At 58.3% G+C, this 19,514-nt stretch carries 24 protein-coding genes and 3 pseudogenes; 8 read left to right on the plus strand and 19 right to left on the minus strand.

Annotation, left to right across the window (positions count from 1 at the left end; all coding sequences use genetic code 11):
- The first annotated feature begins 286 nt into the window (after positions 1–286).
- On the plus strand, positions 287–712 hold the full coding sequence (locus ACTNBK_RS12205) for a MarR family winged helix-turn-helix transcriptional regulator (RefSeq protein WP_441146447.1): 426 nt from the start codon (positions 287–289) through the stop codon (positions 710–712).
- A gap of 194 nt (positions 713–906) precedes the next feature.
- The gene (locus tag ACTNBK_RS12210) at positions 907–1,107 is read left to right on the plus strand and encodes an alpha/beta-type small acid-soluble spore protein (protein ID WP_130851003.1); all 201 of its coding nucleotides are present in this window, start codon (positions 907–909) and stop codon (positions 1,105–1,107) included.
- Between the two features lie 103 nt (positions 1,108–1,210).
- On the opposite strand, the gene ACTNBK_RS12215 is transcribed toward ACTNBK_RS12210, so the two are convergent.
- From ACTNBK_RS12215 to ACTNBK_RS12225, 3 genes are read right to left on the minus strand one after another with little or no spacing between them, the layout of a single operon-like run.
- Positions 1,211–2,353, minus strand: coding sequence for an acyl-CoA dehydrogenase (locus ACTNBK_RS12215; RefSeq protein ID WP_441146450.1), 1,143 nt, complete (start codon positions 2,351–2,353; stop codon positions 1,211–1,213).
- Positions 2,354–2,409: 56 nt separating this feature from the next.
- Positions 2,410–3,414 (minus strand): electron transfer flavoprotein subunit alpha/FixB family protein, encoded by a 1,005-nt coding sequence (locus ACTNBK_RS12220; RefSeq protein WP_294515718.1) that lies wholly within the window; start codon positions 3,412–3,414, stop codon positions 2,410–2,412.
- Positions 3,415–3,431: 17 nt separating this feature from the next.
- Entirely contained in the window at positions 3,432–4,235 is an 804-nt protein-coding gene (locus tag ACTNBK_RS12225; protein WP_294515717.1) for an electron transfer flavoprotein subunit beta/FixA family protein, read from the minus strand.
- Between the two features lie 366 nt (positions 4,236–4,601).
- Here ACTNBK_RS12225 and ACTNBK_RS12230 point away from each other — a divergent pair, with 366 nt between their 5' ends.
- From ACTNBK_RS12230 to ACTNBK_RS12240, 3 genes are all read left to right on the plus strand, one after another.
- On the plus strand, positions 4,602–5,465 hold the full coding sequence (locus tag ACTNBK_RS12230; protein WP_441146453.1) for a transporter substrate-binding domain-containing protein: 864 nt from the start codon (positions 4,602–4,604) through the stop codon (positions 5,463–5,465).
- An 83-nt stretch (positions 5,466–5,548) separates the two neighbouring features.
- Positions 5,549–6,187, plus strand: coding sequence for an amino acid ABC transporter permease (locus tag ACTNBK_RS12235; RefSeq protein WP_441146455.1), 639 nt, complete (start codon positions 5,549–5,551; stop codon positions 6,185–6,187).
- Positions 6,188–6,200: 13 nt separating this feature from the next.
- On the plus strand, positions 6,201–6,986 hold the full coding sequence (locus ACTNBK_RS12240; protein ID WP_441146457.1) for an amino acid ABC transporter ATP-binding protein: 786 nt from the start codon (positions 6,201–6,203) through the stop codon (positions 6,984–6,986).
- 55 nt (positions 6,987–7,041) lie between these two features.
- Here ACTNBK_RS12240 and ACTNBK_RS12245 read toward each other — a convergent pair whose 3' ends face one another.
- The gene (locus ACTNBK_RS12245) at positions 7,042–7,668 is read right to left on the minus strand and encodes a single-stranded DNA-binding protein (protein ID WP_441146459.1); all 627 of its coding nucleotides are present in this window, start codon (positions 7,666–7,668) and stop codon (positions 7,042–7,044) included.
- A gap of 110 nt (positions 7,669–7,778) precedes the next feature.
- Positions 7,779–7,979 (minus strand): hypothetical protein, encoded by a 201-nt coding sequence (locus ACTNBK_RS12250; protein WP_441146461.1) that lies wholly within the window; start codon positions 7,977–7,979, stop codon positions 7,779–7,781.
- 91 nt (positions 7,980–8,070) lie between these two features.
- Between ACTNBK_RS12250 and ACTNBK_RS12255 the strand changes: the two genes are divergently transcribed.
- On the plus strand, positions 8,071–8,229 hold the full coding sequence (locus ACTNBK_RS12255; RefSeq protein WP_294515711.1) for a toxin-antitoxin system protein: 159 nt from the start codon (positions 8,071–8,073) through the stop codon (positions 8,227–8,229).
- Between the two features lie 116 nt (positions 8,230–8,345).
- Here the strand turns inward: ACTNBK_RS12255 and ACTNBK_RS12260 are convergent, their stop codons facing one another.
- From ACTNBK_RS12260 to ACTNBK_RS12300, 9 genes and pseudogenes are all read right to left on the minus strand, one after another.
- A complete protein-coding gene (locus ACTNBK_RS12260) occupies positions 8,346–9,941 on the minus strand; it encodes a DUF4368 domain-containing protein (RefSeq protein ID WP_441146463.1) in 1,596 nt (531 codons plus the stop codon).
- Between the two features lie 25 nt (positions 9,942–9,966).
- Positions 9,967–10,032: pseudogene (locus ACTNBK_RS12265) on the minus strand (hypothetical protein); the annotation flags it as partial.
- A 280-nt stretch (positions 10,033–10,312) separates the two neighbouring features.
- Positions 10,313–10,474 (minus strand): annotated as a pseudogene (locus ACTNBK_RS12270) (helicase); the annotation flags it as partial.
- A 463-nt stretch (positions 10,475–10,937) separates the two neighbouring features.
- On the minus strand, positions 10,938–11,201 hold the full coding sequence (locus ACTNBK_RS12275; protein ID WP_441146465.1) for a hypothetical protein: 264 nt from the start codon (positions 11,199–11,201) through the stop codon (positions 10,938–10,940).
- A complete protein-coding gene (locus tag ACTNBK_RS12280; protein ID WP_441146467.1) occupies positions 11,188–11,394 on the minus strand; it encodes a hypothetical protein in 207 nt (68 codons plus the stop codon). The genes ACTNBK_RS12275 and ACTNBK_RS12280 overlap by 14 nt, the downstream gene beginning before the upstream one ends.
- A 10-nt stretch (positions 11,395–11,404) precedes the next feature.
- Positions 11,405–11,602 carry a hypothetical protein gene (locus ACTNBK_RS12285; protein WP_441146468.1) on the minus strand — a complete coding sequence of 66 codons (198 nt, stop codon included), beginning with the start codon at positions 11,600–11,602 and terminating at the stop codon, positions 11,405–11,407.
- Between the two features lie 76 nt (positions 11,603–11,678).
- Positions 11,679–12,685 (minus strand): annotated as a pseudogene (locus ACTNBK_RS12290) (asparaginase).
- 18 nt (positions 12,686–12,703) lie between these two features.
- A complete protein-coding gene (locus ACTNBK_RS12295; RefSeq protein WP_441146470.1) occupies positions 12,704–13,504 on the minus strand; it encodes a M55 family metallopeptidase in 801 nt (266 codons plus the stop codon).
- Positions 13,505–13,689: 185 nt separating this feature from the next.
- Entirely contained in the window at positions 13,690–14,349 is a 660-nt protein-coding gene (locus tag ACTNBK_RS12300; protein WP_441146472.1) for a helix-turn-helix transcriptional regulator, read from the minus strand.
- Positions 14,350–14,674: 325 nt separating this feature from the next.
- On the opposite strand from ACTNBK_RS12300, the gene ACTNBK_RS12305 reads away from it, so the two are divergent.
- Positions 14,675–16,102, plus strand: a complete 1,428-nt coding sequence (locus ACTNBK_RS12305) for a Na+/H+ antiporter NhaC family protein (RefSeq protein ID WP_441146474.1) — start codon at positions 14,675–14,677, stop codon at positions 16,100–16,102.
- On the plus strand, positions 16,099–17,283 hold the full coding sequence (locus ACTNBK_RS12310) for a MalY/PatB family protein (RefSeq protein WP_009260058.1): 1,185 nt from the start codon (positions 16,099–16,101) through the stop codon (positions 17,281–17,283). Before ACTNBK_RS12305 ends, ACTNBK_RS12310 begins: the two co-directional genes overlap by 4 nt.
- 251 nt (positions 17,284–17,534) lie before the next feature.
- On the opposite strand, the gene ACTNBK_RS12315 is transcribed toward ACTNBK_RS12310, so the two are convergent.
- From ACTNBK_RS12315 to ACTNBK_RS12335, 5 genes are all read right to left on the minus strand, one after another.
- On the minus strand, positions 17,535–18,278 hold the full coding sequence (locus ACTNBK_RS12315; RefSeq protein ID WP_441146477.1) for a TnpV protein: 744 nt from the start codon (positions 18,276–18,278) through the stop codon (positions 17,535–17,537).
- Between the two features lie 35 nt (positions 18,279–18,313).
- Entirely contained in the window at positions 18,314–18,517 is a 204-nt protein-coding gene (locus tag ACTNBK_RS12320) for a hypothetical protein (RefSeq protein ID WP_441146479.1), read from the minus strand.
- An 82-nt stretch (positions 18,518–18,599) separates the two neighbouring features.
- Positions 18,600–18,776, minus strand: a complete 177-nt coding sequence (locus tag ACTNBK_RS12325; protein ID WP_162609414.1) for a hypothetical protein — start codon at positions 18,774–18,776, stop codon at positions 18,600–18,602.
- A gap of 278 nt (positions 18,777–19,054) precedes the next feature.
- Entirely contained in the window at positions 19,055–19,225 is a 171-nt protein-coding gene (locus tag ACTNBK_RS12330) for a hypothetical protein (RefSeq protein ID WP_428227556.1), read from the minus strand.
- 18 nt (positions 19,226–19,243) lie between these two features.
- A complete protein-coding gene (locus ACTNBK_RS12335; protein WP_162609416.1) occupies positions 19,244–19,396 on the minus strand; it encodes a hypothetical protein in 153 nt (50 codons plus the stop codon).
- Positions 19,397–19,514: the final 118 nt, after the last annotated feature.

The raw sequence follows: 19,514 nt of genomic DNA on the forward strand, positions 1-19,514 counted from the left end.
TTTGAGTAAGTATATTTCGGCGAAATGAAAATTGTGCATAAAAGAAAAGGAAAAGAGAAAGATTCAGAATAAAACAAAAGGAATCTGCAAAATGTACCTATTTTCGGGAGAAAATGAAAAGATACTGGCATTTTATATCTTGATGTGATATAATACTTTAATATCTAAGTGTATTTTAGCGGTGGGTCCGGGAGAAAAGAAAGGCTCTGACAGATGCAGGAGCCTTCCTGTTACGGGAGATACCGCGTGATTAAAAAAAGAAAATTAAACAAAGGTGATTCACGAAATGGAACTGCGAAGTTGTATCAACTACCTTCTGACCACGGCGCAGCATGAGGTATTCCAGACCTTTTCCGCCGGACTGACGCAATTCAACATTACGCCGGGCCAATATGGCGTGCTCAGTTGTCTATGGCAAAATGGCTCCTGTACGCCCAAGGAGATTGCCCAGATCTTAAGACTCGAAAATTCAACCATATCCGGCGTGCTCGACCGCATGCAGAAGCGGGGGCTGATTGATCGTGTGGTGGACCCCAACGACCGCCGCAGCGTTCGCGTGGTGCCCACGGAGGAGGGAAGTGCCCTGAAGGACGATGTGCTCCGACTCATCGATGAGCTCAATGCCGAAATCCTGAGCGGGTTCACATCTGAGCAGCGGAGTACCCTACTCAGTTGTCTACAGCAGATCAGTAAGCTGGACCAGCAGATCTGAACATAAAACGCATAACAGGGCCCGCGTCACTGTACTCTTTACGCAAAGAGTATCTGTGACGCGGGCCCTGTTTTTTAAATGTGGGCGGAAACTGGTGATTTGCACAAAATCTGGCTCACATAGAACTGAGCGCTGGGGTAATGCTATGTCTGGATTCCCAATCCAACAAAAAACAGTGAAGGAGATGCAATCTTATGTCCAGCAACAACAGCAATCAGCCTGTGGTCCCCAGCGCCCGTGAGGCCATGAACAAGTTCAAGATGGAGGCTGCCCAGCAGGTGGGTGTCAACCTGAAGCAGGGCTACAACGGTGATCTCACCAGCCGTGAGGCCGGTTCCGTCGGTGGCCAGATGGTCAAGAAGATGATCGAGGCCTACGAGAACGGCATGAAGTAAAGCCCTCCCATAGAGGGGCGGCGCAGAGCTAAAAACAGCCGCGTATAAAAAGCGGGTCCGTACCAGTGGTACGGACCCGCTTTTTGTGTTGGTGGGAATTTTCTTACTTCACGCCCATCCAGCCGGAGATGACCATCCGCTGGACCTCGGAAGTGCCCTCGTAGATCTCGGTGATCTTGGCATCGCGCATGTAGCGCTCGAAGGGATACTCACGGGTGTAGCCGTAGCCACCGATGAGCTGCAGGCAGCGACGGGTCACGTCGGAAGCGGCCTCAGAGGCGTACAGCTTGCCCATAGCGGCCAGGTGGCTGTAGGGCTCGTGATCCTGCTTGGCCTGAGCGGCGCGGTAGATCAGCAGACGGGCGGCGTCCACCTTGGCCTGCATGTCGGCCAGCTGGAACTGAGTGTTCTGGAACTGGCTGATGCGCTTGCCGAACTGCACGCGCTCCTTGGTGTACTTCACGGTGTCGTCGATGGCAGCCTGAGCGATACCCAGAGCCTGAGCGCCGATGCCGATACGACCGCCGTCCAGAGTGGTCATGGCGATCTTGAAGCCCTTGTTCAGCTCGCCCAGCAGGTTCTCCTTGGGCACGATGCAGTCCTCAAAGACCAGCTCGCAGGTGGAAGAGCCGCGGATACCCATCTTCTTCTCGTGAGCGCCGACCTTGAAGCCGGGGAAGTCCTTCTCCACGATGAAGGCGGAGATGCCCTTGTTGCCCAAGCTCTTATCGGTCATGGCGAAGACCACGAACACATGAGCGAAGCCGGCGTTGGTGATGAAGATCTTGGAGCCGTTGAGCACCCAGTGATCGCCCTTGTCCTCAGCGACGGTCTTCTGCATGGCGGAGTCGGTGCCGGCGCCGGGCTCGGTCAGACCGAAGGCGCCCAGCCACTCGCCGGAGGCCAGCTTGGTCAGGTACTTCTGCTTCTGCTCCTCGGTGCCGTACTCGCTGATGGGCCAGCAGCACAGAGAGCTGTGAGCGGAGACCATGACGGAGGTGGTGGCGCAGTGCTTGGCCAGCTCCTCGCACACGCCGATGTAGTTGACATAGCTCAGGCCGGCGCCGCCGTACTCCTCGGGATAGGCAACACCCATCATGCCCATGTCAGCCAGCTTGTGCCAGGTCTCCTCGGGGAAACGCTCATTCTCGTCGATTTCAGCAGCGATGGGGGCGACTTCCTTCTCGCAGAAGTCGTGCAGCATGTCCAGAACGTCCTGCTCATCGGGGGTAAAATGGAAATTCATGACAAATCCCTTCCTTTACTTTATGAGTAAAATATCCCAACACGGACTAGGGCTGATCAGGCCCGAGCCTTCTTGATCTCCTCAGTGAGAACGGGGAGGACCTCAAAGAGGTTGCCCACCACGCCGTAGTCGGCGATGTCAAAGATGGGGGCCTCGGGGTCCTTGTTGATGGCGACAATGCAGTCGGAGCCGCTCATGCCGGCCACGTGCTGAATGGCGCCGGAGATGCCGCAGGCGATGTACAGCTTGGGGCCGACGGTCTTGCCGGTCTGGCCCACCTGGTGAGCGTGAGCAATCCAGCCGGCGTCAACAGCGGCACGGGAAGCGCCCACAACGCCGCCCAGAGCGTCAGCCAGGGCCTTCACGGGCTCGAAGCCCTCGGGGCCGCCCACGCCACGGCCGCCGGACACGATGATGTCGGCGCCCTCCAGGTCCACGTTCTCGCCGTCGGCCTCCTTGATGAGCTCCAGCACCTGGGTGCGGATATCCTTGGCATCCACGTGGATGTCTTCCTTGATGACTTCGGCCTTGGCCTCGCCGGCGTCGCTCTTCTTGAACACGCCGGGACGGACGGTGCCGATCTGGGGACGGTGATCGGGGCAGAGGATGGTGGCCATCAGGTTGCCGCCGAAAGCGGGACGGGTCCAGGCCACGTTGCCGCTCTCCTCGTCGATGTCCAGAGCGGTGCAGTCGGCGGTCAGGCCGGTGTGCAGACGGCAGGACACGCGGGGACCCAGGTCACGGCCGTTGTTGGTGGCGCCGATGAGCATGCTGGTGGGGCCATACTTCTCCACCAGAGCGCACAGGGCGATGGCATAGGCGTCGGTGGTGTAGTGGGCGTACTCGGGGCCATCCACCACGATCACCTTGTCGGCGCCGTGCTCGGAAGCGGCCTTCACAGCCTCGTCCACGTTGTTGCCGATGACCACGGCCACCAGGGCGCCGCCCTGCTTGCCGGCCATCATCTTACCAGGAGTCAGCAGCTCAATGCCAACGTTCTTGGCGGTGCCGTCCTCATTGGTCTCTACAAATACCCAAAGATCCTTGGTCTTAGCTTCCATTGTAATCTCCCCCTCCCTTAGATAATGCTGGCGTCGCTCAGCAGCTGGAACAGCTTCTTCGCGGAATCCTCAGCGGTCTCTTCCTTGATCTTCACGCCGCCGCTCTTCTTCTGGGGCACGAAGGTCTTCTTCACGTGGGTGGGGGAGCCCTTCAGGCCGATGCGGGTGGTGTCGATGTCGGGGAAGGCGTCCTCGCCCAGAACGGGGATCTCGGCGCGGTTGGCAGCCATCTTCCGCTTGATGGTGGGATAACGGGGATCCCAAGCGGGCTTGGTGAAGGTGACCACGGCGGGCATCTTGGCAGCGATGACCTCAACGCCCTCCTCGACTTCCTTCTTCACCTTGATGGTGTCGCCGTCCACCTCGGCCTCCAGGCCGTAGGTCACCTGGGGATAGTTCAGGTGCTCAGCGATCTCGGGACCGACCTGGGCGGTGTCGCCGTCGATAGCCTGCTTGCCGCAGAAGATCACGTCGAACTTGCCCTCGATCTCCTCCACCTTCTTGATGGCCTCGGAGATGATGTAGCTGGTGGCCAGGGTGTCGGAACCGCCGAAAGCGCGGCCGGACACCAGGTAAGCCTTATCGGCGGCGATGGCCAGGCACTCCTTCAGAGCGGCCTTCGCCTGCTCGGGGCCCATGGAGAGCACCACGATCTTGGCGCTGGGGTCCTTGTCCTTGATCCGGGCAGCAGCCTCCAGAGCATAGCCGTCAAAGGGATTGACGATGCTGGGCACGCCTTCGCGGATCAAGGTGTTCTTTACCGGATCGATCTTAATTTCGGTCGTATCCGGCACCTGCTTGACGCAAACAAGCATGTTCATTTCTGTTTCCTCCTATTACGTTTTTTGAGACCGGCACAAGGCCCGTCCCATGGCGTTTTTCAAGCCCGCGCCCATGTATGGGCGCACCTGTCCAAAGCCATTTTTCCCGTAAATCATCATATACCGGGGCGACCGGATTGTCAATCGAAAAAGCATTGGTCCTACCACAATTTTAGTAACTTCTTAAGGTGAGCACGGTGATCTTTGTCATTTCGCACAAAGAACGGGGGGTAAAACTAGGCAACCCAACCGTAGCGTCAGAAGGCCCACTTTCCTCTTTACATTGGCGATTTATCGTGGTAATATGTTAAAGCAACCGGGGACGCCCGGTGTCACAACACAATTATAAACGGAGGATCTGAAACCATGAGAAAGAACCGTCTGGCCGCCTCTCTGCTGGCCCTGTCTCTGTGCTTCTCCCTGGCCGCCTGCTCCGGCGGCAGCTCCGCCACTCCCGCGCCCGAGAGCGATGCCCCCGAAACCACCACCCCTGCTGAGACCGCCCCCGCCGAGACCGGCGCCGAGAGCGATCTGGCCTACGTCCAGGATAAGGGGACCCTGGTGGTGGGCATGACCGACTTTGCCCCCATGGATTACAAGGACGAGAACGGCGAGTGGATCGGCTTCGACGCCGACATGGCCAAGGCCTTTGCCGAGAGTCTGGGCGTGGATGTGGAGTTCCTGGAGATCAACTGGGACAACAAGCTCATGGAGCTGGACACCAAGGGCATCGACGCCATCTGGAACGGCATGACCATCAACGATGAGGTGGAGGCCGGTGCCTCCGTCTCCGAGCCCTATTGCCGCAACGGCCAGGTGGTGGTGGTCCCCGTGGATAAGGCGGAGGACTACCAGACCGTGGAGAGCCTGAGCGGGCTCAACTTCGCCGTGGAGAACGGCTCCGCCGGCGCCGAGCAGCTGGATGCGCTGGGCCTCAGCTACGTGGCCAAGTCCACCCAGGCCGACGCCCTGCTGGAGGTGGCCTCCGGCGCCTCCGACGCCTGCGTCATCGACCTGCTGATGGCGGGCGCCATGATCGGCGAGGGTACCAGCTATCCCGATCTCACCTACACCGTGCAGCTCAACGATGAGGAGTACGGCGTGGCCTTCCGCAAGGGCTCTGACCTGGTGGACGCCTTCAACGAGTTCTGGGCCTCCGCCTACGCCGACGGCACCGTCATGGAGACCGCCACTACCTACGGTGTGCAGGAGTCTGTCATCGAGAAGTAACGAAGGGACAAAACATATTCTGCGGGAAAGAGGCAGAGAGTTGTATGGCTCTCTGCCTCTCCCTAACTAGAGAGGAAAAGCCTATGCTGCTGTCTGTATCCCTCACTCTGCTGGAGGGGCTTGTGGTCACCCTGGAGCTCTTTGCCCTTACGCTGCTCTTTGCTCTGCCCCTGGGCCTCATTATCTCCTTCGGCTCCATGAGCCGGTGCGCCCCCCTGCGCGCGGTGGTCAAGACCATCGTCTGGATCGTCCGGGGCACTCCGCTGATGCTCCAGATCATGATTGTGTTCTACGGCCCCGGCCTGATGTTCGGCCTGCCTCTGCTGCCCCGGTTCACCGCGGCGGTGGTGACCTTCGTTATCAACTATGCCTGCTACTTCTCCGAGATCTTTCGGGGCGGTATCCAGGGGGTGCCCGTGGGCCAGCGGGAGGCCGGTCTGGTGCTGGGCATGACCCGGTCCCAGATCTTCTTCAAGGTCACCCTGCTTCAGGTCATCAAGCGCATCGTGCCGCCGCTGGGCAACGAGTTCATCACCCTGGTGAAGGACACCGCCCTGGTGCGGGTCATCTCGGTGTACGAGATCATCTGGATGGGTGAGTCCTACATCAAAAAGGGCATGATCTGGCCGCTCTTCTACACTGCCGTGTTCTACCTGGCCATCAGCGGTATCCTCACCCTGCTGCTGGGCTGGTGTGAGAAGAAGATGGACTACTTTAAGTAAGGAGGTTCGCCCCATGCCTATTCTGGACGTACAGCACATCGAAAAACACTTTGGGGAAACCCGGGTGCTGGAGGACATCAGCTTTTCCCTGGACCAGGGCCAGGCCCTGGCCATCATCGGCTCCTCCGGCTCCGGCAAAACCACCCTGCTCCGCTGCCTCAACTTTCTGGAGAAGCCCGACCAGGGCAGAATCCTGGTCAACGGGGAGAAGCTCTTTGACGCCGCCGACCCCGCTACCCACCGGGAGGAGGAGGTGCGGAAAAAGCGGCTCCACTTCGGGCTGGTCTTTCAGTCCTTCAACCTCTTTCCCCAGTATACCGCCCTCCAGAACGTCACCCTGGCCAAGGAGCTTCTGAGCCAGGAGCGGCCCGACTTCAAGCAGAACAAAAAGGCCATTCTGGAGGAGATCCGGGAGGAGGGCCTGTCCCTCCTGGCCAAGATGGGCCTGAGCGACCGGGCGGGCCACTACCCCCACCAGCTCTCCGGCGGCCAGCAGCAGCGGGTGGCCATCGCCCGGGCCCTGGCCCTGAGCCCCGACATCCTCTGCTTTGACGAGCCCACCTCCGCCCTGGACCCGGAGCTCACCGGGGAGGTGCTGCGGGTCATCCGGGGCCTGGCCGAACAAAAGACCACCATGATTATTGTCACCCACGAGATGGCCTTTGCCCGGGACGTGGCCGACCAGGTCATCTTCATGGACAGCGGCGTTATCGTGGAGCAGGGACCCGCCCGGGAGGTCATTGAGCACCCCACCCAGGAGCGGACCCGGCAATTTTTGGCCCGGTACGCCGAGCAGTGACGGACCACTGTTCTTGTTTTAAGGAAGGGACGCGGAAGCGTCCCTTCCTTTTCGTTTAGCCGGAGGCGACGGCCGGGGCTGTGGGCGTCAGGGTGGTCACTGACACCTCGAAGGCGGTGCGCTCCTGGGTGACCCCGCCCACCACCTTCTGGTAGAGCCGGCTCTGGAGCCGCCCCTCCAGCTCCATGCAGTCCCCCACCGACAGCCCGCCGCACCGCTGGGCCAGGGCGCCCCAGGTGATGCAGGGCAGGTAGTCCGCCCGGCCGTAGCGCCGGTTTACCGCCAGCATCAGGTCGCAGATCTCCCGGCCCAGGGGGGTGCGCCGCAGCACCGGGGGCTTGCACAGCACCCCGGAGAGGGTGAGCTGGTTGCAGGGGGGCTCCTCCGTGTCGGCCAGGGCCCGGGCCAGCAGGGTGATGACCAGCCGGCTGCCGGGGCCGGTGCGGTTGTTGAAGGTGCGCACCTCCCCCGTCACCTCCAGCCGCCGGCCCGGAGTCGGGGGGTGCTCCTCCAACAGGGGCTGTGGGACCACCACGTTGAGCCGGTCCTCGGTGCCCGACAGACGGGGGACCGACAGGGGAAAGACAAAAAAGTCCACGCCGTGATTGGTGTGGGAAAAGACCGGCTCTGCCGCCGCCGTCCCCCGCAGGACGGCGTGATTTTCATTCCAGGATGTCCGCATATACTACACTCCACCTCTCCTTGGTTCCTGGAAGCATGTATATGCGCCCTTGTCCCACCCTATGACGAAAAAGCCCCGGAGCTTGTGCTCCGGGGCAGGGGGTGCCGTGCTCACAGCGGGTCCTCTTTGGTTTTGGGGGTGGGCGGGAGCAGCTCAAAGACACGCTCGGCCTGGGGCGGCGTCCCGCCCGCAGCCAGCCAGCCCGCCACAAAGGACAGCCGCACGATGGAAAAGAGCGCGGCCTCCGCCTCGTCATATTCATGCCGGTCCAGAAAGTTGGAGAAAGCCTCTTCCAGCTCATTGGAATACATGCACATCACCAAACAATATTTTACACGATAAAACACTATAAGTCAAAATAAAATCGTAAATCATAGTATCATCCACTAGAGGGGTGATCCTGTGAAGCCACTGAAAAAAAGTGTGAGTATTACGCTGGACGGTCCGGTCCTGGAGCGGGTCCAGGCCCTGGCGGAGCGGGATGACCGCTCCCTGTCCAGCTATATCAACCAGGTCCTCAAGGCCCATCTGGAGGCGCTGGACCGGAAAAAAGAGTCCTGAGCATCCGAAAAAAGGCGTGGAGCCATTTGGTTCCCCCTGACAGGGGTAACTTTGCAGGTGTCTGAACCCCCGGCAGATATTGCTTCGGCAGTATCTGCCGGGGACTTCTTTTTGTCTCACGCACCCTTGGCGGTGGACTGACCTTTCGGCTGTGGCAGTTCCACACAGCCAATGTCATTGTAGTGGATCTCCACCGTCTGCTGAGCGTGCTTGCTCCACTTCACGTCCTTTTCGTGGATCACGATCTTTCGGATGAACAGCCGCAGCAGCTCCGGTGTCAGCTCCTGGATGTCTGTGTACCGCTTTGCCAGGGAGATAAAGTGGTCTGTGCCGGACACCTGCTCCCGCAGCCTCTGAATGGCAGTTTCCTTTTCTGGGATGGTCTTATTCAGCGCTTCCATCTCCTGGGTGTAGCTGCCGGAGAGCGTCTGGAATTGCTCCGCTGTGATCCGCCCCAGGACGCTGTCCTCATAAAGGCGCTTGAAGATGCTGTTCAGCTCCTTACTCCGCTTCTTCATAGCGGCCAATTCCTGTTCCAGCCCACGCATCTCTTTTCGGATCTCCGCAGACTGTCTGCTGCCGATGTATGCGGCAAACTCCTGGGTGTGCTCCCTGGCCATTGCTGTCACCCGCCGCAGATCCTCCAGAACCACGTCATCCAGCACACACTCCCGGATATAGTGGGCGGTGCAGAGGGTGCCGTCCTTCTTGTAAGTCCGGCAGGTGAAGTGGTTGTAGGACCGGCTCATGGTATGGGCGCGGTGGAGCACCATGGTGCTTCCGCAGTTGGCGCACACCACCAGCCCGGAGTACTTGTTCTGCTCGTCCATCTTGGTAGGTCGCCGTTTGTGCTGACGTACCCGCTGGACGATATCCCAGACCTCACGGCTCACCAGGGCGGGGTGGGTATTTTCCAGCACCATGCATTCCTCCCTGGGATGTTCCACTTTCCGCTTGTCCTTGTAGGAACGGGTGCTGTACCGGAGATTGATGGTGTTGCCCAGGTAAATCTCATTCTCCAGCATGTTGGCAATCGTACTGTCGGACCACCCATAGGGATCATTCAAATTCAGACTGCTATGGGCAACGCCAAAGGTTTTGTAAGCGTAGGTCGTGGGGCACAGTACCTGCTCCCGCTTTAGCAGCCGGGCGATCTGGCTGGGTCCCTGCCCGGCGGCGCACAGGGCGAAAATACGGCGCACCACGGCGGCGGCCTCCTCGTCCACCACCAGCTTCTTGCGGTCCTGCTCGTCCTTGCGGTAACCGTAGGGCGCTCTGGTGCCCAGCCGCTCCCCGCGCTCCGCCTTGGCCCGCTGCACCGCCCGGATCTTCCGGCTGGTGTCCCGAATGAACCACTCGTTAAATAGGTTCTTGAAGGGCATCAGCTCCGTGCTCTCACTCTGGTCGGTGTCCACATTGTCGTTGATGGCGATGTAACGGACGCCGAACATGGGGAAGCGTTCCTCGATGTACAGCCCCGTGTGGAGCTGGTTGCGTCCCAGCCGGGACAGGTCCTTGGTGATGATGGTGCGGATCTTCCCGTTTTCCATATCCGTCATCATCTGCTGGAAGCCGGGGCGGTTGAAGCTGCCCCCGGAATAGCCATCATCCACATAAAAGCGGGGGTTGGGGAAGCGGTGCTCCCGTGCGTACCGCTCCAGGATATTCCGCTGGTATGGTATCGTTGAGCACTCTGCGGCAAAAACGCTCACGGGGAAGTCCTGCTTTCTTGGCCTTCTTATCCAAAGCAGCAAGTTCCTCCTCAGTGAAACGCAGAGTGATTTTGCGCGATCTGTATCGCATTAAAGACACCTCCAGTTCTTTGCGGCCTTTGCCGCTTTGGGGGTATCAGGGGGAGAAATCCCCCCTGACAAGTGAATGTGGCCGTCCACATTCGGTGCTTGATAAGACAGCACCGTTGGATAGAGATGCTGATGCCATTGGGCATTACGGTGTTGTCTGTGGCCTCTTACTAATGGTTACTCATCATCCATAGAGGTTTTTGCGGCCTTCAAAATGCCCTTGGCGATTTCCTCTGCAGAGAGATCTTTCCGCTCTCTTGCAACATCAATGGTTGCGAGAAGAACGCTATTTGAGTAGACTTCTTCTCCATTGATTTCTCCCAGATGGAGAACACATTGTCGGCGCAGGCACTTACTTTGCTTGTGTCACTGTCGGGCAGCATATCGTTCATCAGCCGCTGATCCAGGGCCAGCTTTCGGCCATCGTTGGTGATGAGCAACATGAGCTGACGGCTTGCATGGCGGAACTCGGGACGCAAAATATCACCGCGAATGACAACCACCTTGTTCACAAGGGAATCCTCGTAGGTTATGGCCTTGCAATTTGCAGGAGTGATCTCCTCATTTGAGCCGACATCTGCGTTGGCTTTCTCCATTTCCCGGATGATTTCCGCAGCGGCTTCTGTAATGCGGGTACCGTATTCTTTGACCAGCTCGGCAAAATCATCACTGACAATGGCATCCGAGTATCGCTCGAAGATGGCAATATTCTCCACATAGCAGCAGAGATACCGTTCGTTGGGCTTGGCATCGGCATTTTCGCAGAGAACAATCTCCTTGTGGCCGATATACATGGCGTGAAGGACGGTATAGTCGCCGACTTTTCTTACATCTTCCAATTTGTTTTCCTCCTTTATTCGTTTGGCTTTATATAAAAAAGGCCATCCCCAAATCATAGGGATGACCTTACACACGATTGCAGTACACCACATATCTTTGCCGCCCACCGCTGGCGTAGGGATAGCAGAGAAGCAAAACGAGGGCAGTTTTTACGCTGTCCTCGCAAAGCACTATGTGAAACGGGTCGCTCATCACATTCATCAAGCTCGGCAGTATCTCCGGCAAGCCGCCCTTCACAGACGGCGCAATGAGAAGTCCGAGCCACACAATCGGCAGGATGCCGAGTACGGCAAGAATGATGGAGGTCTGTCTGTCGTTATCTCGATTCACGACCGGAGCTTTCCCTTCGCTCGATTACCTTGAACTTTTTCTTTGGGGCATACCCGACCTTGATGATAAGATCGTCCACAGCATCGGTGGATTTACCCTCATTCATCAGTTCGGTTTTGGTATCGTTCAAAGCTCGAATCACTACGCCGTGTTCATAATCGTCCAAGGCGATGTGATAGCGTTCCTCTTTCATCGCTCACACCTCATCTTTCCTGATCTTTGCTTCGGTCTGCTCGGCGACGGTAGATTTCCTCCGACACACGGGAGCCGATCTCGCTCATCGCAGAACGGGTCTTGGAAAGCTCCGCACGAATTTCCTTAGGGGACTTGCCCGCCAGCTCCTCCGGAATACGGTCAATGGCGAAGTCCTTCACATCCACTCCGAACTTGCGGCAGAGCATATAAGCGGGTGGTTTTGTTTATGCTGCTTTCTGGCAAGAGGACAGATGCGCTCTGTTTTGCGTGCAGCCCGTGCCGTTAGCAGAGCTGCTCCAGTTGAAAGGCCAGCTCGGTGCGGCCCACGACGGCGTGGTGGTTGTTGTAAAGGTTTTTGTCGTGGTAGCGGGGCAGAGAGCAGGCTTCCTCCGGCGTGATGACGCCGAGCTGGGTGAGAACCGAGAGAATGGCATACGGGACGATGGAGGAGGCGCCGTCCTCCATTTTGAGGGCAATGCCGATTCCCTTATCCTTGATGCCCACGGCATAGAATGCGATGGCGCCTGATTTACAGAAGATTCGGTCGCCGAAGGCGGCCATCAGCTGGGTGCAGATGCGATCGGTTCCCGCCACCATTTCCGGATGTGCTGTCATGGCGGATGTGATGCGCCGGAGGATAGCGGCCCGGGTGGGGGCGAAAAGCGTGGGGAGGGACATGCGGGCGTAGCCCTGTGCCAGCCGGTAAAGGGGCAGCGCGTGGACCGGAACGCCGCAGCCGTCCACGGCCAACTGGACATCGGAGGTCTCTACGCCGCACATTTCAGCGAACACCGAGAGGATACGCTGCTGGACGGGGTGCTCCAAAGCAGTATAGCCTTCCAAAGACTCCCCTAAATGGCGGGCGGTGTGAGCATACCGGCGTGCTTTCCGGAGCAGTCGCAGTAGATGGGCACCCGGGGGATGCCGGCGATCTTCAAGGCGTCCTCGGCGGGGACATACATGGGGTATTCCGACCCGCAGCACAGCTGATCAGGGGAGAGACCTGCCTTGTGCAGGATGCTCTCCACGGCCTTTACATGAAAGGGCTCTCCGTTGTGGGAGGAACAGATGACGGCCAGTTCCTGCGGGGTAATGCCATAATGCTCCAGCGCACCGCTTTCTGCCACGGGGATCGCCTGAAGGGGCTTGGCGGAGGAGCGGGCAAACGTAAGACGCTCCGGATCACCGAGCTTCCGAAGGATCCGGCCTGTGTGACCCGTTACCGCGATATGTCCCCGGTGGATCTGATCCACCAGATCACCGCGGTATTGATAGGCAATAACAGCCATAGCATATACCTCCGTTTCTTAGATCACAAAGTAGAAAAAGCGCAGCACATCACCGTAATCATCGGCATCAAAGGCCACGGTGGTGGGAGAGATGAGGCTGGCGCCGGGATAGTGGGAGCATCCATAGGCGTCATAATGGTGTACATAGGTGACCTCCACGTGGAAGTGATCGGGAAGTACCGGAGGTGCGGCTGTTTTTGCCGCCGCCACAGCCTCGGCCATCATGCCCTCGATCTCCTCGCGGACAAGCTCCGGGGTCTTTGTCAGAACGCCGTAGCCGTGGCCGGATTTGGTTGGTACGGTCAGCAGGCCGGGTACGGTGCGCGCCGCAGCCGCACACATCCCCTCGTCGCCGCTGGCGAATAGGGTGGGAACGCCCCGGTAAGCGGCGGCATGGGCGTACATCTCGAATTCTCCCCACAGCGCGCCATTGACCGTAAGGCGGAAAATACGGGAGCTTACCATCGTGTGGGACGTGGGATTTCCGGGGGCGGAGGCAGCGTCGTGAAAGCCGACCATCAGCACACCGTCATAGCTCTCGTCAAAAATACCGGTAAGGCCCACAATATCATGCGTGATCCCCCGAAGGAGACGGGCATCTCTGGGGAGCAGGGCGCAGTCAATGTTGCAGCCGTCTCCGTGCATATCCTCTATGACGACCTCGTCGGCTCCGCCGGAGAAAAGGCCGCGGGCCGCGGCGGCAGCCTCCAACGCCATTTCCCGCGCCATAGGCGCATAGCAGGCGTTGGCGGAATGCGCCTCGTCCCAGCAGGTCAAAGAGGCCACGCCTTCAATGTCACAAAAAATGTAAAATTTCATGCTCGAGTCCTCCTTTATCAGAAGCGTAATCGTAATAAATGCAGAGCCATAGGGATTGGGAAGTATTGAGCAAAATGTCAGGGATCCACCAATAGCTGCTGTTAAATTAGATGTTCCTGGCCGGCCGCTTTACGCATCGAGACGTCAGCGCGTCCCGCCCGCGGGTGAAGCGCCGCGGCGGAAGATTATGTTGCTTCGCTGCGGATACGCCGCAGGTAGCGGTAGACCGTGGGTTCGGAGATGTGCAGTTCCCTGGCGACCTGTCCGATGGAGCCCTTGGTCTGGAATACGCCCTGCGCTTCCAGAGAGCGGAGTATCTCCAGCTTGTCGGCGGTATGCATGGCATCGGAGGGGATACCATAGCCGAGGATGGTGGAGCGGATCAGATTGCTGGACAGCTCCGGGATGGAATCATCCAGGTTTTCGGTATAGGCGGAGCTTTCCTCCTCTTGTGGAAGAGAAAAGGAATGGAGCAGATTGGAAAGATGCTCCGAGAGCACCAGAATATCTTCCACATCGTGGTTCACGCAGATCAGCCCCACCAGATGACCCTTTTCCTTAATGAAATAGGTGGAAGAGACGAAACGCTTGCCTCCCCGGGTGCGGCCCTCGTAGTTGGCCACATAGTCGTGCTCCTTATAGGCTCCGGTTCGCAGCAGTTCCTTGGCCAACTCCGTCATGGGGTCGCCCACGCGGCGGCCGCTGAGATGCTCGTTGCAGGCGGCAATCACCGAGCGCTCCGGCGTGGAAACGTCATGGAGGATGATCTCATAATTCTTTCCGCAGATCTTTCCCATAAATTCCACCAGAGGAATGTATCGCTCAAGACTGGCGTAGTTGCTCACTGTATCCCTACTTTCTCAACAATAATTCTTGCCTGATAAAAAACTCTCACATAGTGCTGCTGAAAGTCAGTATATCGAAAATGAATGGATAAATCAACACCTAATATTCTGAAAAGTAGTTGGGGATGTAATATTTTTTTTTGCAGGCCAGGGCGAAAATAGCCTTCTATGCAGCAATTTAGACAAAAAATTATCAAACTTCTTGGCACTTATGCAAGGTTGACAAGGGCAGTGTGATAAATTATAATCAGGAATATAACAAAATTATCAGAAGGGAGGCTCAATATCATCCCCCCCGCGTTATATTTTTAAGGAGGTATTTGTAATGGAAGCTGCAAACTACGGTATCTTGTCATTGATTCCCCTTGCGCTTACCCTGCTGCTGGCATTTTGGAAGAAGGACGCGGTCTTTGCCCTGTTCATGGGCTGTCTCTCCGGCGTTCTGCTGCTGGGGCATGACCCCGCCTTCGGCTTCTCCGCTCTGGCGGAGGAGGCTCTGGGCAACGAGGACTTCATCTGGATCCTGCTCATTCAGGTATTCATTGGCATTATGATCGCGTTCTTCATGAAGGCGGGCGTGGTCAAGGCGTTTGCGGAGATGATCGCCGGTAAGGTGAAATCCCCCCGCAGCGTAAAGCTGGCCACCTGGTTCATCGGCCTGTTCACCATCGACGACTACATGAGCCCCCTGCTGCGCGGCGTGGTCATGCGTCCCTTGACGGATGAGATGCGTGTGCCCAGAGAGAAGCTGGCCTTCATCCTCGACTCCACCTGCGCCTCCGTGTGTACCCTGATGCCCTTCATGGCATGGGGCGCCTACGTGGCCGGTCTGGTGGCGGATCTGGGCGGCCCTGTGACCTCTAACGAGCAGGGCGTGAGCGTCTACATCAGCGCCATCCCCTTTAACTTCTACGCGATTCTGATGGTGCTCATCACACTGCTCTCCGCACTGGAGATCTTCCCCGACTTCGGGCCCATGCGCAAGGCGGAGCAGCGCGCCCGCACCACCGGCAAGCTGCTGCGTGACGGCGCCGTTCCCATGATGGGCACCGAGCTGGAGGAGCTGCAGAAGGGCAACGACAGTGATGTAAAGCCCAACGTCATGCTGGACTTCCTGATCCCCATCATTATTCTGGTAGCCACCGCCATCTGGACGTACATCGCCAAGGGCGGCGTGAAGATCCTGGAGTGCTTCATCATCACCGTGATCTATATGTCCATCGAGCTGAGCATCCGCAAGGTGTTCAAGAGTGTGACCGATCTGGTGAACACCGCCGTGCAGGGCATGAAGAGCGTCATGTCCGCCACGCTGATCCTGGCTCTGGCCTACTGCATCAACACCATCACCAAGTCCATGGGCGCCGCCGACTTCCTGCTGGGCGTCTGCGAGAGCTGGATGACCCCCGCCCTGTTCCTGTCTGTGACCTTCATCGCGGGCGCGGTGATCTCCTTCTTCACCGGCTCCTCCTGGGGCACCTTCGCTATCTGCATTCCCATCGCCGTTCCCATGGCCTACTCCTTCACCGGCGGCCAGCTGGGTACGCTGGTCTACGCCGCTGTGGGCGCCGTTGTCAGCGGCGGCCTGTTCGGCGACCATTGCTCCCCCGTTTCCGACACCTCGGTGCTCTCCTCTCTGGGCGCCGCCTGCGACCACATTGACCACGTCCGCACCCAGCTGCCCTATGCGCTGCTGGCGGCGGCAGTGTCCATCATTCTGTGGATCGTCGTTGCACTGGTTGGTGGCGCTGTATGAGATACGATTTTGATACCCCCATCAATCGCAGAAATACCTTCTCCTTTAAGTGGGACTGCGATATGGACTATTTCGGCCGGGACGATGTGATCCCCATGTGGGTGGCGGACATGGATTTCGCCTGCGCCCCCTGCATCGTGGAGGCTGTGCAGAAGCGCGCCGCCCATCCGGTTTACGGCTACGGCGTGCGCCAGCAGCCCTATTATGACGCGGTGATGGGCTGGCTGAAAAAGCGCCATGGCTTTGAGGTCAACTATGAGCATCTGGCCTTTGCGCCTCCCGGCGTGATCTACGCCATGAACGTGATGCTGCGCATCCTCACCAAGCCCGGCGACAGGGTCATGGTACCCATGCCCAACTACGACCCGCTGTTTGACATGGTCACCCGGGGCGGCCGGAAGCTGGTAGAGACGCCGTTGGTCTGGAAGGACGGGCGCTACACCTTTGACTTCGCCGATATGGAGGCCAAGGCTGCCTCCGGCGTGAAGGTACTGGTGCTCTCCAGCCCCCACAACCCCACCGGCCGGGTATGGACCCGTCAGGAGCTGGAGGGCGTGGCGGAGATCTGTCTGCGGCACAACATCTTCATGCTGGTGGACGAGATCCACTGCGACTTCGTGCCGCCGGAGCATCCCCACACCACCTTTGGTCTGCTGGGCGAGGAGGTGCTGCGCCATTCCATGGTCTGCTACTCCTCCAACAAGGGCTTCAATCTGGGCGGACTGGGTATGGCCACCCTGGTGCTGGCGGACGACGACCTGCGGTGCAAGTTCAACGAGGAGATGTCCATTGCCCAGACGCGGCTGGACAACATCTTCGGCATGGCCGCCCTCATAGCCGCCTACAACGACGGCGAGGAGTGGCTGGATCAGGCCATCGCCTACGTCTCCGACAACAAGGCGTATCTGGATCAGTTCCTGCGGGAGCGCATTCCTCAGATCCGTATGATCCCCTCCGAGGGTACGTATCTGGTCTGGCTGGACTGCTCCCAGCTGCCCTACCGGGGCATGGCGCTGGAGCATTTCATGATCAATGAGGCCAAGGTGGCGTTCTGCGCCGGCTATGAATTCGGTAAGCAGGGAGAGGCTTTTCTGCGCATGAATGTGGCCTGTCCCCGGTGTACCCTGACAAAGGCTCTGGAGCAGATGGAAAAGGCGATCAACGGTCTGTCGCTTCAGTAATACCTGTAAACGATGGAGGAGCACCTGAAGGAAGAATAAGGGGGAGCCAACCGGCGGCTTCTGGCAGAGTGTGTGCCGGAGCATTTGCCGCGCTTAAACCTATATCCCTTGGAAGCTGTCTTTTTTACATGGCGATTTCAGTGGACAGCGGCCACAGCACCGCGTCATACAGGTATCGCGGAAGCATTACGCCGAGAGCCCACCTTCTTGAGAAGGTGGGCTCTCGCTGTAAGCACACGAAATGAGACGCTTTATTTCTTGTCAAACAGGATGAACAGCAGGCTGGACAGGCACAGCAGGAAGGGATAGAACAGCAGGGGGATGATGTCAAAGGCGCTGATGGCGTAGCCGAAGGTTGCGCAGGTGGAAATGGCCACCAGCATCTGGGCGCCGTAGGGGATGATGCCCTGAAAGATGCAGGAGAAGGTGTCCAGCAGGGAGGTGGAGCGCTTGGGGCTGATGCCGTATTCCTCCGCCACCTCCTTGGCGATGGGGCCTGCCATGACGATGGCCACGGTGTTGTTGGCGGTGGCGATATCCATGAGGCCCACCAGCAGGCCGATGCCCAGCTGGCCGCCCCGCTTGCCGCGGAACACCCGGCGGATGAAGGCGAGGCTGCTCTCGAAGCCGCCGTAGGCGCGGATGAGGCCGCACAGGGAGGCCACCAGCAGCGTCACCAGAATGCGGCGCACCCATTCCATCTGGTCGGCGGCTTTGAGCGCTTCGGTCACATCTTCCTGCCTTGCCATATCGGAAACGATGATTTCCATACGCTCGTTACAGGCTTGGTCGATCTCGGCAAGGTGCCAATGCAGCGTTCCGCTTGTGAGCAGGCTTGCATAGAGAACCGGACGATGTTCTTTCAGATAGCTGCGGCGCATACGCCCGTACTTGCCGATCTGGTATTCTGGTTCGTCCGGCAGCGCAAGGTTCGGGATAAGATAATCACCCTCCTGACGGTAAGTGCCGCCCATTTCCTCAAATAGAGATTTCATAAAGTTCAGCTCCTTTTTGTGTTGATTTGCAGCGGTTATAAGACTTTTTTTGGCTCCTTTCCTACAACTGCTGTTCCATTCACCACAAATGAGCCGCAGTCATATGTATTAGGTGGGAGAAACCACCCTCTACATAGTAACTCTTGGTTCTGGATGCTGTTGGACTCTCCGTCCGCCCCGTCATCCTGGCTAAGACGGCAGTACAGGGCGGTGATCTCATTCTGGTTTGACTGTTTCATACAGCCCTCCTTTTTTCTCGTCAAACCGATTCAGCGCATCGCGCCTACACAATACCCCAAAGCCTGGGCAATGTCCAGTCCTTTAGGCACACAGCTTTCCCTGCTGCGCGTCCAGGTTGATGAGGGCTTTCAGCTTGTCCTCCGGGGTGGCGCTGCCTTGCTGCGGGAACACAGACACCACACGGATAAGCCGCCCATGGGAGCGCTGAAGGCGTTCCGCTTTTACCTGTTGAACATCATCTTTCGCTTCTTCTGACATTTTCGCTTCCTCCATCTCTGGTCGGGAAGGTTCGGCAACTTTGCCAAACCTTGCTGGGCAGCGCTTTTGGTGATTTCATCAAAAGCGGTCTCCCGGCTCTGTGGTATATTCCGCTCCTCCCGCGGATCGCCTTTGACACTATTGTCAAAGGCAATTTTCTGCTCCTGTGACATAAAAGTGACGCTCCTGACGATTCGGCTGAAAGCGCCCAGTTTCTACCTATCCCCCCTCTGGGCCTGCGAGGCCACACGGGGCCTCCTGTGGCCTTACAGAGGCTATTACTGGGTGGAGAGAAGGAAGTACTCCTCACAGAGCTTGTCCGCCAGAAACTCCAGCTGCGCAATCTGCTCCGGGGCGAGTTCTCTGGCCTTTGGGCAGCGGGCGATCTGCCGGATGTTGGAGTAGATATGGTTTACGGCGGGATGCGGGTCTATCTTCTGCCTGGGCATTCGGGCGTGGATCGTGGTTTACTTGATCAGCTTGCGGAAATAAGTTGTGACCGGCAGTCTGGTGATGGCCAGATAGCGGCACAGCCGCTGGTACTGCTCCTCCGTCATGCGGACGGACAGAGAACAGCTGTTGTCCCGCATAGGTGGGCGTGGCTTGTGTTTATACCGCATAGGGGTGCCCCAGCTTTCGCACCTGCCGGAATTGCTCCACCACCTGGGCCAGGCGGCGGACGGAAAAGCCCAGCTGCTGGGCGGTGCCGCAGCCGCTGTTGAATGCCCTGGCCACGGC

The sequence above is a fragment of the Intestinimonas sp. HCP28S3_D6 genome (genome assembly GCF_052065695.1).
Classification (GTDB): domain Bacteria; phylum Bacillota; class Clostridia; order Oscillospirales; family Oscillospiraceae; genus Intestinimonas.